The sequence below is a fragment of the Bradyrhizobium sp. AZCC 1577 genome, assembly GCF_036924575.1.
Lineage (GTDB): Bacteria > Pseudomonadota > Alphaproteobacteria > Rhizobiales > Xanthobacteraceae > Bradyrhizobium.
The window spans coordinates 7,532,017-7,546,681 of sequence record NZ_JAZHRQ010000001.1; the positions used below are offsets into that span (position 1 = coordinate 7,532,017).

The following is a 14,665-nucleotide window of genomic DNA, read 5'->3' on the forward strand; positions in this document are numbered from 1 at the left end:
CCGGGGTCAAAGCTGTGCCGAGAGGGTAGTCCAATGACTTTGCCGATGAGCTGGGACGAATGGGCCGATCATGACGCCGTGGCGCTGGCTGCGCGTGTCGCGAAGGGCGAGCTGACGGCCAAGGATTTGGCGGCGCAGGCCGCCGCCGCCATCGCCAAGGTCGATCCCCCACTCTCGGCCGTCGTCGAAGTGTTCGAGGATGCGGTCGCAGATCCCGCCACCGACGGTACCAATCTCGGCGGGCCGTTTGCCGGACTTCCGTTCCTGATGAAGGACCTCGGTCCGACGCTGAAGGGTCGGCTGCAGGAGATGGGCTCGCTCTACATGCGCGGCAATCGCGCCACGGCCGATACATTCATGACCAAGAAGATGCGCGGAGCCGGGCTCAATCTGATCGGACGCACCACGACGCCGGAATTCGGCGTCTGCAGCTCGGCCGACAATCCCGCCGTCTATGTCACGCGCAATCCCTGGAATACCGACTACACCACCTGCGGATCGTCGGCCGGCAGCGCTGCGATGGTCGCCGCCGGCGCGGTGCCGATCGCGCACGCGACCGACGGCGGCGGCTCGATCCGGATTCCCGCCGGCGTCAACGGCAATATCGGGCTGAAAGTCTCGCGTGGCGTGTTCTCGCTGTCGCCGCACCTCTCCGATTTGAGCGGGCTGGTCTCGATTCAAGGCTGCCAGTCGCGCACGGTGCGCGATACCGCGGCCTTCGTCGATGCCTGCCGCGGTCCGGCGCCGGGCGAATTCATGCCGTTCTGGAGTCCGCCGGAGCCGTATACGCGGATGATCACACGCGATCCTGCCCGGCTGAAAATCGCGCTGTCGTATCAGTGGGGTGATTATCGCGCGACACCGCATATCGCGGCCGAGCTGCAGAAAGCCGGGCGCTTTCTCGAAGGCCTCGGCCATGATGTCGATTACGCCCTGCCGGATCTGGACTATGGTGAGGCCTTCGCGGCGCAGACCACCTGCTATATCAGCAACTTTTCCGTCGTCATCTCCAACATGCTGGCGGCGCGTGGCCTAGAACAGCCGCCGGAAGATCTGATCGAGCCGATCAACATCCGGATCTGGGAGCGTGGCCGGCACACGTCCTACGCGGACCGAGCGCGCATGCAGGCGGTGTTCAACACGACCTCGCGCGGCTTCGGCGCGTTCTTCGAGGAGTGGGATATTATACTAACGCCGATCACCGCGCTGCCGACGCCGAAGGTCGGCACGACCGAGTATCTCACGATCAGCGACAATCCCGACGTGCTGGACTGGTTCGGCAATCTCTGGCGCAATTTTGCCTTTACGCCGCTCGCCAATCTCTGCGGCATCCCGGCGATCTCGCTGCCGCTTGCCACCCACGAGCACGGTCTGCCGCTCGGCATCCAGGCCATCGCCAAGCAGGCCAATGACGGCTTATTGTTGCAGCTCGCGGCGCAGATCGAGCGCGCGATCGGCGGCAAGTGGAATGCGGGGCAAAGGGCTGGCGTGCATGTGACGAGCGATTGAACGGCGCGCTCGGCACCATCTACATTCGGGATAGCGCCGGAAGTATACGGTAGCGAGCCATTTCTGTCGGAAAGTTGGCGCGGTTGGCGAGCAGGAGCATGCCGATCTTTCGCGCGGGGACCAGCCCCATATAGGCCGATGCGTTGTTGAGACCGCCCGGCTTGTCGACGATGCTCACCCCATCGACGTCGACATTCTCCCAGGCCATCGCCTGTCCGAACATCTCGCTCACACGGAACATCTCGCGCTGCGTGATCTGCAAGGCTTCGCGCAACTGCGGATCGATCGCTCTGCCGTCGACACAAGCAGCAAGGAAGATCGCCAGATCCCTCGCCGACGAGAACATCTGTCCGGTCCCGGCGAAATGGTAATAGCTCTGCTGGTTGCCCGGCGGCCCGATTGGCGTTCCGTCCTCGGAATAGCCCTGGACGGCGCGCTGCATGAACTCCGGACTCATGATGGCGCGATTGTCCGGCCCGCGGTCCGGAAGCAGCGTCGAGTTCATGCCGAGAGGCTTCAGGATGCGGGTTTCGACCAGTTCCTTGATTGGAAGCCCATACCGACGCTCGAGCGCGAGCTGCAACAGCACATAGCCGGCGTGCGTGTAGACGCGCTGCCTGCCCGGCTGCTCGCCCGCATGGGGAGTCCAGGCGTTGAGCATGTCGAGAAAGTCGGCCAACGAGTACGTCTCGTTGGGCCAGGGCGGATGATCCGTTGCCAGCAGCAGGCCGGACGTATGGCTTGCAAGCTCGCCGATCGTGACCCGACGAATATAGTCCCCCCGCAATTCGGTGACGTATTTGTCGATGGGATCGTCCAACCTCAGTTCGCCACGAAGCGTTCCGAGCGCCACCAGCGTAGCTTCAAACACCTTGCGCATGGACGCGATATTGAACAGCGAGTCCGACGTGATTGTCGTTTTCCTGGCTTGATCCGCGAAGCCGTAATTAAAAAACTCCACGCGGCCTGCGATGTAAACTGCGGATGCGGCCCCGCCCGGATGATCAGCCGTCGCTTCGGGGGCGAGGTGGCCTGCCACGAGGTCTCGAACCCGCGATTCCATATCAGGGTCGGCAATGACAACTGGCGCCGAACCGGACAGGCAGGCAAGCAGAAAGGTCAGCCCTGCAGCGCGACACCACCATCTGATCGAAGCCGTTGCCATTTGGAGATGTACCGCGAAATCGCCAGCCGCTGTTGTCAGCCGAGCGATGCGATGATTGATGGAAACAACATGACAGGTCCGCGCGGTAGTGGTGATCCCCGGGTTATGCTCCCAACCGAAACGCGCTGTTCCTGCAATCGCTCCTCAAGGACACGGTCATTTGATGAAGCGCCCTCCGAAGTTTTCAAGGAACGCCACCGTGGACATCGCCCTGCACGCCGCCGTCAACGCACCTGCGTTCGTTGCAGTCAGTCTGGGCGTGCTGCCCGCTTGATGGTGTGGAGTGGGATGACTGATCTTCGAATCGTCATCCCGCTCCATCGCTGCTTTCTCCGGGCAACCCGCCAGCTCTACTTCCACTTCGCCAGATAGAACCGCGGCAGTTCGTCCGGGTATGGCGTGAAATCGAGCTGCTTGGAGTGGCCGTAGGTCGTTACATAGGTGTGCAGCGGCGCCCAGTAGGCCTGCTCGGTGATCTTCTTGATCGCCGCCGAATAGGCCTCCTTGCGCACCTCCGGGTTGATGGATGAACCGCCCTGAAGCAGCCATTTCTGCACATCGGAATCGCGCGCGTAGTCGTCGGCGCCGCCATCGAAGTAGTTCGGCAGAATGGCCGAGACGTCGTTGATCGAATAGCTGCCCCAGCTTCCGAGATACATCCTGAGTTCGCCGGCCTTGGCGCGCTGGATCAGCGCCGCGGTCTGGAGCTGGTTGAGCTTGGCACGGATGCCGACCGCATGCAGATAGTTCTGCACCGAGGAGCCCCATTGCGGCAGCACGTAGCTGGCAAGCTCGACGTCGAATCCATCGGGATAACCGGCCTCGGAGAGAAGCTGCTTGGCCTTGGCCGGATCGTAGGTGTAGGCCACCGCGGCTTCGGCATCGCAGCCGAACTGTGAGGGGAAGCAGGGCGCAGCCGGAACGCGACTACCGCCGGTGACGAGCTTGTCGGCAATCGCCTTGCGGTCGATCGCGTGCCAGATCGCCTGACGCACCTTGAGCTTGGTCAGGGGATTGTCGGCGCCGGTGCGGCCGCCCGCATCCATCGAGAGAAAGCCGATCCGCATCGATTCCTTGCGCACCGCCTGCAGATGCGGCATCCGGTTCACGGGCTCGAGCTGGTCCGGGTTCATGTTCCAGATCCAGTCGGCGCGGCCGGCGAGCAATTCGGTCATCTCGGTGCCGGCATCCGGCACGAAGCGCACGCTCATCTTCTTGATCGCAGGCTTCCCCTTGGGGCTGCCGGCCCAGTAGTCCTCGAAGCGCTCGAAGTCGATGGAGACGCCGGGCTCGACCTTCGTCACCTTGTAGGGACCCGCGCCGACCGGCGCCTTGGCGTAACCTTCTGCGCCGACCTTCTCGCGATAGGCCTTGGGATAGATCGGCAGCACCAGCGCGAAATATTCCAGCGCCGCCGGGTTCGGCCGCTTCAGCTTGACGCGCACCGAAAGGTCGCCGGTCTTCTCCGCCTTGTCGATCCAGTTGTAATTCGACGGGGTCGAGACGCGGCTCGCCGGATCGGCGACGATATTGATGGTGTAAACGACGTCGTCGGCCGTGAACGGGCTGCCGTCATGAAACTTGACGCCGGGCCTTAAGCTGAACTCGATCGTGGTCGGATCCGGCAGCTTCCATTCGGTTGCGAGCAGCGGCTCCAGCTTGAACGTATCGGGATTGCGGTAGACCAGCGCATCCCAGCCCTGGTGGTGCATCACCACGCCGGTGCGCAAATTGTTGTAGAAGGGATCGATGTTGGGCAGCGCGTCGCGCATCACGATCCGCAGCGTGTCGGCGGATTTCTGCGCCGCCGCTGGCAACGCAGCGACACCCGATAGAACCGCCGCCAGAATTGCAACGCCGAGCTTTTTTTGCATACGCATATCGCTCTCCATTTTTTTCTATTACAGACGGCGGAAAATACGCCCTATGCCAGATGACACTCTACCATTCCCTGGGGCGGGCGGACCATGGGCATTGGCGCCTCATGGCGGCAGCGCTCGACCGCGATGCGGCAGCGCGGGTTGAACCGGCAGCCCGGCGGAATATTGGACGGATCCGGCATGGCGTCGCCGAGACCAATGTCCGGCACGCCCTTGCCCGGCTCCGGCGTCAGCACGCTTTCCAGCAGCGCCTGGGTGTAGGGGTGGCGGGGCTTGCGAAACAGCGCGTCGGTTTCGTTCCGCTCGACGAAACGGCCGAGATACATCACCGCGACTTCGCTCGCGACATGCTCGACGACGGCGAGATTGTGGCTGATGAAAAGGTAAGTGAGCCCGAGGTCGCGGCGCAGGTCGGCCAGGAGATTGAGGATCTGCGCCTGCACCGAGACGTCGAGCGCGCTGGTCGGCTCGTCGCATATCACGATCCGCGGCTCCAGCACCAATGCGCGGGCAATCGCCGCGCGCTGGCGTTGCCCACCGGAGAGTTGCGCCGGCATGCGTTCGCCCATCGCGGCCGACAGGCCAACGCGCTCGAGAATGCCGCCGACCCGGCGCTCGATCTCGCCGCGCGAGAAAGTGCCCTGGGCTGCAAGCGGCAGCGCGACGATATCCTTGATGCGCCGGCGCGGATTGAGCGAGGCGAACGGATCCTGGAACACCGGCTGGATCAATCGCGCCCGCGCCTTGCGGTCGAGGTCGAACAGCCGCTTGCCATCGACCAGCACGGTTCCCGCCGTCGGCTTGAGCAGCCCGAGGATCAGGCGGGCCAGCGTGGACTTGCCGCATCCGGACTCGCCGACGATGCCGAGCACGCTACCGGCCGGCACGCTGAACGTGACATCGTCGACCGCGACCACGCGCTTTTCCGCCGACATCAGTCCGGTGTGGACGCGGAATTCGCACCGCAGGTTCTCGACCTCGATCGCGGCGGTCATGCGGGTTGCAGCTCCGCCCAGTCCGGCTCGAGCCGGCAAAGATAATCGTGCGCATCGCCCGTCCGACGCCGCGGTATCGCGCGTGTACACGTTTCATTGGCGTGGGCGCAGCGCGAGCGAAAGGCGCAGCCGGCAAAGCCTGGCCCGATCGCCGGCACAACGCCGGGAATCGAGCCGAGCGGCCGGTCGCGCTGCACGCGGCCGGGCACCGGCACGCAGGACAGAAGACCGCGGGTGTAGGGATGCTGCGGCGCGCGGAACAGGTCCGCAGTCGGCGCGCGCTCGACGACCTCGCCGGCATACATCACCGACACGTGGTCGGCGACGCGCGCGACGATACCGAGGTCATGGGTGATCAGCAGGATCGAGAGGCCGAGCTCGCGCTTGAGATTGGCGAGCAGCCGCAGGATCTGCGCCTGCACGGTGACGTCGAGCGCGGTGGTCGGCTCGTCGGCGATCAACAGTTCCGGATCGCACATCAGCGCCATCGCGATCATCACGCGCTGGCGCAGGCCGCCGGAGAGCTGGTGCGGAAACTGGCCGAGCCGCATGCCAGGTGCGGTGATGCCGACGCGGCCCATCAATTCGGCGGCGCGGTCGAGGGCCGCCGCGCGCGAGCCGCCCTTGTGGCGCGTCATCACCTCCGCCATCTGCGAACCGATGGTGAAGGCCGGATTGAGGCTGGTCATCGGCTCCTGAAAGATCATCGCCATGCGGTTGCCGCGCAGGCGCGCCATCTCGCGGTCCGACAGCGATGTGAGGTCGGTACCGGCAAAACGCATCCGTTTCGCCGAACGCTGGCCGCCGCGGGCGAGCAGGCTCATCACCGCCAGCGCGGTCACCGACTTGCCGCAGCCGGACTCGCCGACCAGGCAATGAGTCTCGCCCCTCTCGACCCGGAACGAGGCGCCGCGCACCGCCGCGGTGCGGCCGAACGTTACCTGAAGCTCCTCCACGTCCAAGAGCGCACTCATCGCAGCCGCTCCGCGCCGAGCAGATTGCGCAGTCCGTCGCCGACCAGATTGATGCCGAGCACCAAAACTGCCAGGGCTACGCCGGGGATCATGATCACCCAGGGCGAAAAGAACATGTAGTCCTTGCCCTCGGCGATCATCAGCCCCCAGGACGGCAGCGGCGGCGGCACGCCCAACCCCAGGAACGAAAGGGCAGCCTCGAGCAGGATGGCCAGCGCCATCTCTAGCGTTGCCACCACGGCAAGATGGCTCGCGATGTTCGGCAAAATCTCCTTGATCAGGATGTGCGGCATCGAGGCGCCGGCGCACCAGGCCGCGCTGACGTAGTCGTGGTTGCGAACCTGCATGGTGGTAGCGCGCGCGACGACCGCGAAGCGGTCCCACAACAACAGCCCGAGGGTGGCGACGACGAGCCCGAGGCCCGATCCCATCAGCCCGACCACCGCAAGCGCGACCAGCACGACAGGGATCGACAATCGCGTCGTGATGGCGAACAGCACGAAATCGTCGACGCGGCCGCCGAAAAACCCGCCGAGCACGCCGAGCGTGATGCCGATCAGCCCCGACGTGATCACCGTCATGATGCCGATCAGGAGCGAAATGCGCGCGCCATAGACCAGCCGCGCGAGATAATCCCGGCCGAGTTGATCGGTGCCGAGCCAGTGGCCCGGCTGGGTGCCCTCCATCCAGAACGGCGGCTTGAGGCGATTGCCGAGGTCCTGGGTGAACGGATCCTGCGGCACCAGCGCGTTGCCGACGAGCGCCGCCGCGACGACGATCGCGACGATGGCAATCCCGATCGCAAAGCCGGCGGCGCCGATGCGCGAGCTACCTATGCTCGAAGGCTGCGGCGCCTGAATGGCAATCGGCTCGCTCATCCGGTCCTCAGCCTCGGATCAAGCAGCGCATTGAGGATGTCGGCCAAGAGCGTGAGGCCGATATAGAACACGGCCAGCACCAGCACCACCGCCTGCACGACAGGGAAATCGTTCTTGGCGATGCTCTCCCAGCCGAGATAGCCGACGCCATGCAGCGCGAACACCGTTTCGATGACGATCGAGCCGCCCAGCATGAAGCCGAGCTGGACCGCGGCGATCGACACCACGGGAATGGCGGCGTTGCGCAGCGCGTGCTTGAAGATGATGCGCGCCCGCGACAGGCCTTTTGCGCGCGCGGTGCGGATGTAATCGGAGGCCATCGCCTCGATCATGCCGGAGCGCGTCAGCCGCGTCAGCGCCGGGATCGCGGTGAAGGCAAGCACGATGCCGGGCATCACGAAATGCTGCCAGGTGCCGGTGCCGGATATGGGCAGGATGCCGAGCTGCAGGCCGAGCACGATCATCAGAATCAGCGCCAGCCAGAAGCTCGGCACTGCCTGCCCGACCATCGTGAACAGGGTGACGCCGCGGTCGATCCAGGTGTTTTCGCGCAGCGCCGCCAGGATGCCGAGCGGCAGCGAGATCAGCAAGGCGAGGCTTAAGCCGACCAGGCCGAGCGTCAGCGTGATCGGCAGCCGCTTCTGGATCAGGTTCGCCACACTGTCCTTGAAGAAATAGCTCTGGCCGAAATCACCGACCATGGCGCGGCCGGTCCAGGCAAAGAACTGGACATAGAGCGGGCGGTCGAGGCCGTAGGCCTTGCGCACGATTTCGACGTCGGCCTGCGTCGCCTGCGGGCCCGCGATCGAAACCGCAAGGTCGCCGGACAGCCGCGTCAGCAGGAATGCAAGCGTCATGACGGTCAGCGCGACCAGCACACCGAGAGCAAGACGCCGGGCAATCAGACGCAACATCAACAAACTCCAGCGCCGACCGGCGCGCAGGCGCATTCCTCGGGTCGGCGAAGCAAGGGCAAGTGTCACCAAACTGTCGTCCCATGCAAGGGACGATTGCAACGATTTCCCAACGCGACGCCTGCCTGTTGCGACGATGCAATGTGTGTGCCATTGCAGGCTGCAATCATGCGACAAGCACCTGGCCCGGTGCAACTTTTGCGGTCAAAAGAGTCCGAACGAGTCCAGTTTGGCGCCGGGTGCGCCAGCTCAGTCTCGAATGTAGCGAGCCGGCGCGAACGGCGTAACGTCATACGGCGGCGACGCGCCGGCAATCATGGCGGCAATGGCGGCGCCGGTTGCGGGACCGGTCGTGAAGCCGATGTGCTGGTTGCCAAAGGCAAGCCACAGGCCGGCATGCCGAGGCGCTGGTCCGATCATCGGCAAGCTATCCGGCAGCGTCGGCCGTGAGCCGCGCCATGCATCGCCGACAGCGTCGCCGAACTCCACGACGCCGCGCGCGAGCGGAACCACCTGGTCAAGCTGGTCTAACGAGGATGGCGCATCGCGATCGGTCAGTTCGACGCCCGAGGTGACGCGGATACCCTGCTCCATCGGGGTCATGATAAAACCGCCGTCGATGTCATAGATCGGACGCCGCAACGCACGCGCCGGGTTCGGCTTGAATTCGCGATGGTAGCCGCGTTCAAAGGCGAGTGGCACGCGATAGCCGAGCGGCCGCAACATATCGGCAGACCAGGGGCCCAGCGCGGTCACCACATGCCGTGCCGAAATCTCGCCATCGGCCAGCATCACGCGCCAATCATCGCCGTCGGGTATGATCGCCTTGATCTCCGCCTGCCTCACCTGGCCGCCGGCGTTCGCGAACATCCGTGCATAGGCCTTGACCACCTCGCCTGGCGAGTCGACCGAGGCGGTATGGGTGTGCAGCAGGCCCGCTTTATAAACGGGCACAATATCCGGCTCGAGCGCGGAGATGGCCTGGCGGTCGAGCCATTCGCTGGCGATGCCGTATTCAGCCAGCTTGGCCTGCTCCTGCTTCGCCGCGAGAACCGCATCGCTGCGCCACGCCCTGAGCCAGCCGGTCTCGCGAATGCGATGTCCCGCTCCCGCTTGCACGATCCATTCCCGATGCAGTTTCGCCGATGCACCGATCAAGCCATGCAGCGCGGTCGCGCGCGGCCGAAGTCGCGACGCGGCCGAATTGGCCAAGAAGCGCGCGACCCAGCCCGCGTTCTTCACCGCCCAAAGCGGATTCCAACGCAATGCCGCATGGCGGTTGGTCAGGTATTTCGGCAGCGACTTCCACAGCGATGGATTATTGAGCGGCGTGATCGAGCCGCTGCTGATGATGCCGGCATTGCCGTATGAGGTCTCGCTGCCCGGCTCGCGCCGATCGACGAGTACGACCGACATCCCGCGCTGCCGCGCGGCAAAGGCCGTCGATACCCCGACGATGCCCGCGCCGAGCACCACGACATCCGCTTTATCTTCCAGCATCGCCTTTCCAAACACCTTCCCAAGGAGATCTTACAAAGGAGACTTCACATCATGGTCGGACCACCGCCGACCGGCAACACCGGAAAGTTCCCTTCCCAACAAATCATCACCAAAACGCCGCATGTGAGTCCGCAACCTTTCTGACGCCCGTGGCTTCTTGCAGCGCGACGTTCGTCGCATTCCAGCCAACCTTCATAGGAGTTGACTATATGGCTGCACTACTCGGAAACCTGCTTGGTACCGTCGATGGCCTGCTCGGAACCGCCACCGGCGTACTTGGCGGCGCCAGCGCCAGCGGTAGCGCTTCTGCCAGCGCCAGCGGCACGGCGGACCTGTCGCACACGCTCGATCTCGGCGCAGTAGTTGAGACGAACCCGAGCATCGACCTCTCGGCAGGGCTCAACGGTGTCGACGCCTCGGTTTCCGCACCGACCTTGATCGGCGCCAGCGCCGATGTCGGCCATCTCGATGTCGGTGGCCTGCTCCACGGCCTCGCCTAACTCCAGTTGAGTTCGGACATTTCAAAACTGCGCGGCGTGGGGAGCGCATCCCCACGCCACGTCTCGATTGCCTCACTGCACGAGTGGATCGCGCAGCATCGTGTCAACTCGCTTAAGGTGATTGCCGAATGCCTACGGGCATGCTGACCGCCCTTGACGACTCCGTCGCCCCGGCGCGACGGATCGATGACGTTCGCCAGGCGCTGGTCGCGCTATGGCCGCAATTCCTCTGGGCCGGGCTGTTCTCCAGCGCCATCAACCTGCTCTATCTGAGTTCGCCGCTCTATTTGATGCAGGTCTATAACCGCGTGCTGCTCAACGAGAACGTCTCCACGCTCGTCCTCCTCACCCTGATCCTGGCGATCGCTCTGCTCACCATGGCGGCGCTGGATGCGGTGCGCTCGTACATCCTGATCCGCTGCGGCATCCGCCTCGACATGGAATTATCGGCACGCGTGTTCGAGGCGCTGGTGGTGCGCTCGGCGCAGCGCGGCGCATCGCGCGGCGCGCAGCAATTGCGCAATCTCGATCAGTTCCGCACCTTCGTGACCGGCCCCGGCATCTATTTCGCGTTCGACCTGCCGTGGATTCCGATCTATCTGATGCTGCTGTTCTTCATCCATCCGCTGCTGGGCATCGTCGCGACCATTGGCGCGGTTCTCCTGCTTGGCCTCGCCGGTCTCAACGAGGTGATGACCCGCGAGCCGATGAAGGAAGCCGAAGCCGCAGGCAACCAGTCCTATGTGTTCACCGAAAACATCCTGCGCCACGCCGACGTGATCCGCGCGATGGGCATGCAGCCGGCAGTGGAGCGCAACTGGCAGAACCAGCGCTCGTCGATGCTGGTGCAGCAGGCGCTTGCCAGCGACAAGAACGCGGTGATGACCTCTTCCATCCGCTTCTTCCGCCTGCTGTTGCAATCGCTGATGCTCGGCACCGGCGCCTGGCTCGCCATCGACCACGCCATCACGCCGGCGACCATCTTCGCCGCCAGCATCGTGATGGGCCGGGCGCTGGTCCCGGTGGAACAGGCGGTCGGCACCTGGAAGCAGTTCATCGGCGCCCGCGAGGCCTATGCGGAAGTGCGCGAGCTGCTCGGCGAGATCGACCTGACGCCGCCACACACCATCGTGCCGCGGGCGCGCAACACCATCGAGGTCCGCGAACTGCGCTGCCTGTTGCCGGCGCGCAAGGAGCCCGTCATCAGGGACCTGACCTTCGAGCTTGGCGGCGGCCAGGCGCTCGGCATCGTCGGCCCGAGCGGCTCCGGCAAGAGCACGCTGGCTCGCCTTCTGGTGGGCGCCATCCTACCTGCCGATGGACGGTTGCGCTTCGGCGGGCTCGACTACAGCCATTGGGACCCGCTCGAATTCGGCCGCCATGTCGGCTATTTGCCGCAGGACGTCGGCCTGTTCGCCGGCACCGTGCGCGAGAACATTGCTCGCTTCGGCGATGCTTCGACGGACGAGATCATCGACGCCGCCAAACGCGCCGGCATTCACGAGATGGTGCTCGACCTGCCGAAGCAATACGATACCCGACTGGGTCCCGGCGGCGTCGGCCTGTCCGGCGGCCAGCGCCAGCGTCTGGCGCTGGCGCGGGCGCTGCTCGGCCGCCCGCCGCTGCTCGTGCTCGATGAGCCCAACGCCAATCTCGACGCTCCCGGCGAAGAGGCGCTGAAGGTGGCGCTGCTGCAGGCCAAGAGCGAGGGTGCCACCATCATCGTGATCACCCACCGCACCACCATCCTCGACATCGTCGACGTCATGATGGTGTTGCGCGGCGGCATGCTCGACATGCTGGGTCCGCCGGGCGAGGTCTACCACGCGCTCCAGCAGGCCGCCGCGGGGCGCGCGTCATGACGGCGATCGGCGACGGCTTCGCCCCGATACGCGACCGTGCGCGCTACGCACGTCCCTCGCGGCCGGCGCTGCTGGGTGCCGGCGTGGTGGCGGCGTTCCTTGCCGCGATGACGATGTGGGGAACGCTCGCGCCGATCTCCGGCGCAGCGATCGCAAGCGGCAACCTCCAGGTCGAGGGGCGGCGGCAGAGCGTGCAGCACCCCTATGGCGGCGTTGTCCGCCAGCTCACCGTGCGCGACGGCGCGCGCGTCGAAAAAGGTCAGCTCCTGATCCGGCTCGACGACAGCGACCCGCGCGCCAAGCTCGACGTGCTCACGGCCGATCGTGACGCTGCGCTCGCCGCGCGAGCACGGCTGGTCGCCGAGCGCGACCGAAAAGATGCGCCGGAGTTCGACGAACATCTCCGCGCGCGCAGCGAACTATCCGCGGCGCGCCAGGCCATGGCCAACGAGACCGCGATGATTGCGGCGCGAAAGCACCAGTTCGCTGCCGAGACAGCGGTGCTGCGCGGCAAGATCAAGGAGCTCGAAGCGCAGATCGCGGGCACGCAGGCGCAGCTTGCCGGCACCGAGAAACAGCGGGAACTGCTGACCGACGAGATGAACGGCGCGCAGCATCTGTTCGCGCAAGGCTATACGCCAAAGACCCGCATCCTTGCTTTGCAGCGCGAGGACGCCCGGCTGAAGGCCGATATTGGCGCGCAGCAGGCCAGCATCGCCGGCATGCAGCAGCAGATCGCGCAGAACGACCTCGAGATCGCCAGGGTGGAACGCGCACGGATGAGCGAGATCACTGACCAGTTGCGCGGATGCGAAAACAAGCTCGCGGAACTGGCGCCCAAGATCGACGCCGCCACGGACGTGTTGGTCCGTACGCGGATCACGGCGCCGGCGACCGGCTCGGTGGTCGGCCTCGACGTCTTTACCGAGGGCGGCGTGATCCAGCCCGGCGCGCGGCTGATGGACATCGTGCCCACCGACAACCCGCTGATCGCCGCCGCAAAGCTGAAGCTCTCCGATATCAACGACGTCGCCGTCGGCCACCGTGCCGAAGTGCAGCTCACCGGCGTCAACTATATCGAGCGTCCCCGGCTTTACGGCACCGTGCACACGGTTTCCGCCGACCGCCTGACCGACGACAAATCCGGGCAAGGCTATTACGCCGTCGAGGTCGCGCTCGATCCCGACGACGTCAAGAAGTCGCGCATCGATCTGCAGGCCGGCATGCCGGCCGAGGTGATCGTGCCGACGCGTCCGCGCACCCTGTTCGAATATCTGCTCGGTCCGCTGCGCGACGAGATCACCCGCGCGTTCCGCGAGCGCTGAGGAGGAGATGGTCATGGCCGACGCCGTCAAGAACGCCCGCCGCTCTGACGAAGCCGAGCGCAGCCGTCATCTCGCGGCAACCGAATCGGTTGCTTTCGCCACCATGCTGCTCGGCCTGCTCAACGATGCCGACACCGCGCTGCACCGCCTGGAGCACGAGGGGGAAGCCCGCGCGGCGCAGCCGGCTGCCCTGCACCCGCCTCCGGCAGATATTGTCGCGGCCGCGCGGCAGCCGGCCGATCCCGCACCCGGCCATGACGACCAGCATGCCGGCGTGATCGAACCTCCTGCGGCCGACCTTTCGCCTGCGGTCCACGCCGACGCCACGGCAACGAACACGCCGCAAGATACGACCGCGATGCTCGCCGAAGCTCCATCAGGCGACGTGCTCGCCGCGCAGGCTTTTACATCGACGCCCGTGCTATCGAGCTTCAGCGCAGCTCTGGATCACGCGCCATCGGCAGGCGCAGGCAGCGCGCCGTCCAGCAGCAGCATCGCATCACCGTCACTCGATCTTGGCGCGTCCGTTCACAACCTTGCAGACAGCCTCACCGGCATCGTCGACACCGCGCTTGCAACGGTATCGAGTACGATCGCAAACGTGAGTGCCACCGTAGGCCAACTGACGGCGACCGTGACCCGCACCGCGAGCCATCTCCTCGACGGCCTGACCGGCACGGTGACCGGCCTGATCCAGGACGCGCCGGCCCCCAGCCTGCTCGAGCCCCTGACGACGAACCTTTCCGGCTCGACATCCAGCACAACGGATTTCTCCGGCGCCGCGCAGCACGACATACCGCTGCTCGACACTGCGGGCGCGATACCGACCTCGCTGCTACATCCGATCCCGCTGCAGCTCGGCTTTCTCGGCCAGCCGACGATGGACGGCCATGAGCCGCATGACGGCGCATTCTCGGCGCTGGGGATCCATCATTTCTGAGACAGCGACGGCGCCATAAGCGGCGTCCGAGGGGACGTTCCCGGCATCCCCCGACGACGCTCAATCCGGCCGCGTCGGCGTTCCCTGTGATGTGGTGCTACGACGGCCATTGCCCTCGGCCATCCAATCAACTATGAAGCCTGCTTCCGCGCGACTGGCGCTCAGATGGAGGACCATCGGGGAACGCGGAAGCTAGATGCCGCGCGCCTGGGCACCGCTCTTT

At 65.3% G+C, this 14,665-nt stretch carries 12 protein-coding genes and 1 riboswitch; of the genes, 5 read left to right on the forward strand and 7 right to left on the reverse strand.

The features are described 5' to 3' along the window. The first annotated feature begins 33 nt into the window (after positions 1 to 33). A complete protein-coding gene (locus V1278_RS35755) occupies positions 34 to 1,509 on the forward strand; it encodes an amidase (protein ID WP_334383927.1) in 1,476 nt (491 codons plus the stop codon). A 19-nt stretch (positions 1,510 to 1,528) separates the two neighbouring features. Here V1278_RS35755 and V1278_RS35760 read toward each other — a convergent pair whose 3' ends face one another. The 7 genes from V1278_RS35760 to V1278_RS35790 all read right to left on the reverse strand — a co-directional run bounded on the left by V1278_RS35760 (position 1,529) and on the right by V1278_RS35790 (position 9,815). Continuing rightward, entirely contained in the window at positions 1,529 to 2,674 is a 1,146-nt protein-coding gene (locus V1278_RS35760) for a serine hydrolase (protein ID WP_334383928.1), read from the reverse strand. A 350-nt stretch (positions 2,675 to 3,024) separates the two neighbouring features. Beyond that, on the reverse strand, positions 3,025 to 4,554 hold the full coding sequence (locus tag V1278_RS35765) for an ABC transporter substrate-binding protein (RefSeq protein WP_334383929.1): 1,530 nt from the start codon (positions 4,552 to 4,554) through the stop codon (positions 3,025 to 3,027). Between the two features lie 44 nt (positions 4,555 to 4,598). Continuing rightward, positions 4,599 to 5,549 (reverse strand): ABC transporter ATP-binding protein, encoded by a 951-nt coding sequence (locus V1278_RS35770; protein ID WP_334366314.1) that lies wholly within the window; start codon positions 5,547 to 5,549, stop codon positions 4,599 to 4,601. Continuing rightward, entirely contained in the window at positions 5,546 to 6,523 is a 978-nt protein-coding gene (locus V1278_RS35775; protein ID WP_334383930.1) for an ABC transporter ATP-binding protein, read from the reverse strand. Before V1278_RS35775 ends, V1278_RS35770 begins: the two co-directional genes overlap by 4 nt. Then, on the reverse strand, positions 6,520 to 7,401 hold the full coding sequence (locus tag V1278_RS35780) for an ABC transporter permease (protein ID WP_334366312.1): 882 nt from the start codon (positions 7,399 to 7,401) through the stop codon (positions 6,520 to 6,522). Before V1278_RS35780 ends, V1278_RS35775 begins: the two co-directional genes overlap by 4 nt. Continuing rightward, positions 7,398 to 8,315, reverse strand: a complete 918-nt coding sequence (locus tag V1278_RS35785) for an ABC transporter permease (RefSeq protein ID WP_028347963.1) — start codon at positions 8,313 to 8,315, stop codon at positions 7,398 to 7,400. The genes V1278_RS35780 and V1278_RS35785 overlap by 4 nt, the downstream gene beginning before the upstream one ends. A gap of 249 nt (positions 8,316 to 8,564) precedes the next feature. Beyond that, positions 8,565 to 9,815, reverse strand: coding sequence for an NAD(P)/FAD-dependent oxidoreductase (locus V1278_RS35790; protein ID WP_334383931.1), 1,251 nt, complete (start codon positions 9,813 to 9,815; stop codon positions 8,565 to 8,567). A gap of 209 nt (positions 9,816 to 10,024) precedes the next feature. Here V1278_RS35790 and V1278_RS35795 point away from each other — a divergent pair, with 209 nt between their 5' ends. From V1278_RS35795 to V1278_RS35810, 4 genes are all read left to right on the forward strand, one after another. Then, positions 10,025 to 10,315, forward strand: a complete 291-nt coding sequence (locus tag V1278_RS35795; RefSeq protein ID WP_334383932.1) for a hypothetical protein — start codon at positions 10,025 to 10,027, stop codon at positions 10,313 to 10,315. Positions 10,316 to 10,443: 128 nt separating this feature from the next. Then, positions 10,444 to 12,177, forward strand: a complete 1,734-nt coding sequence (locus V1278_RS35800) for a type I secretion system permease/ATPase (protein ID WP_334383933.1) — start codon at positions 10,444 to 10,446, stop codon at positions 12,175 to 12,177. Then, positions 12,174 to 13,502 carry an HlyD family type I secretion periplasmic adaptor subunit gene (locus V1278_RS35805; protein ID WP_334383934.1) on the forward strand — a complete coding sequence of 443 codons (1,329 nt, stop codon included), beginning with the start codon at positions 12,174 to 12,176 and terminating at the stop codon, positions 13,500 to 13,502. Before V1278_RS35800 ends, V1278_RS35805 begins: the two co-directional genes overlap by 4 nt. A gap of 13 nt (positions 13,503 to 13,515) precedes the next feature. Further along, positions 13,516 to 14,442, forward strand: coding sequence for a hypothetical protein (locus V1278_RS35810; protein ID WP_334383935.1), 927 nt, complete (start codon positions 13,516 to 13,518; stop codon positions 14,440 to 14,442). A 140-nt stretch (positions 14,443 to 14,582) separates the two neighbouring features. Further along, a riboswitch (ZMP/ZTP riboswitch) is annotated at positions 14,583 to 14,662 on the forward strand. Positions 14,663 to 14,665: the final 3 nt, after the last annotated feature.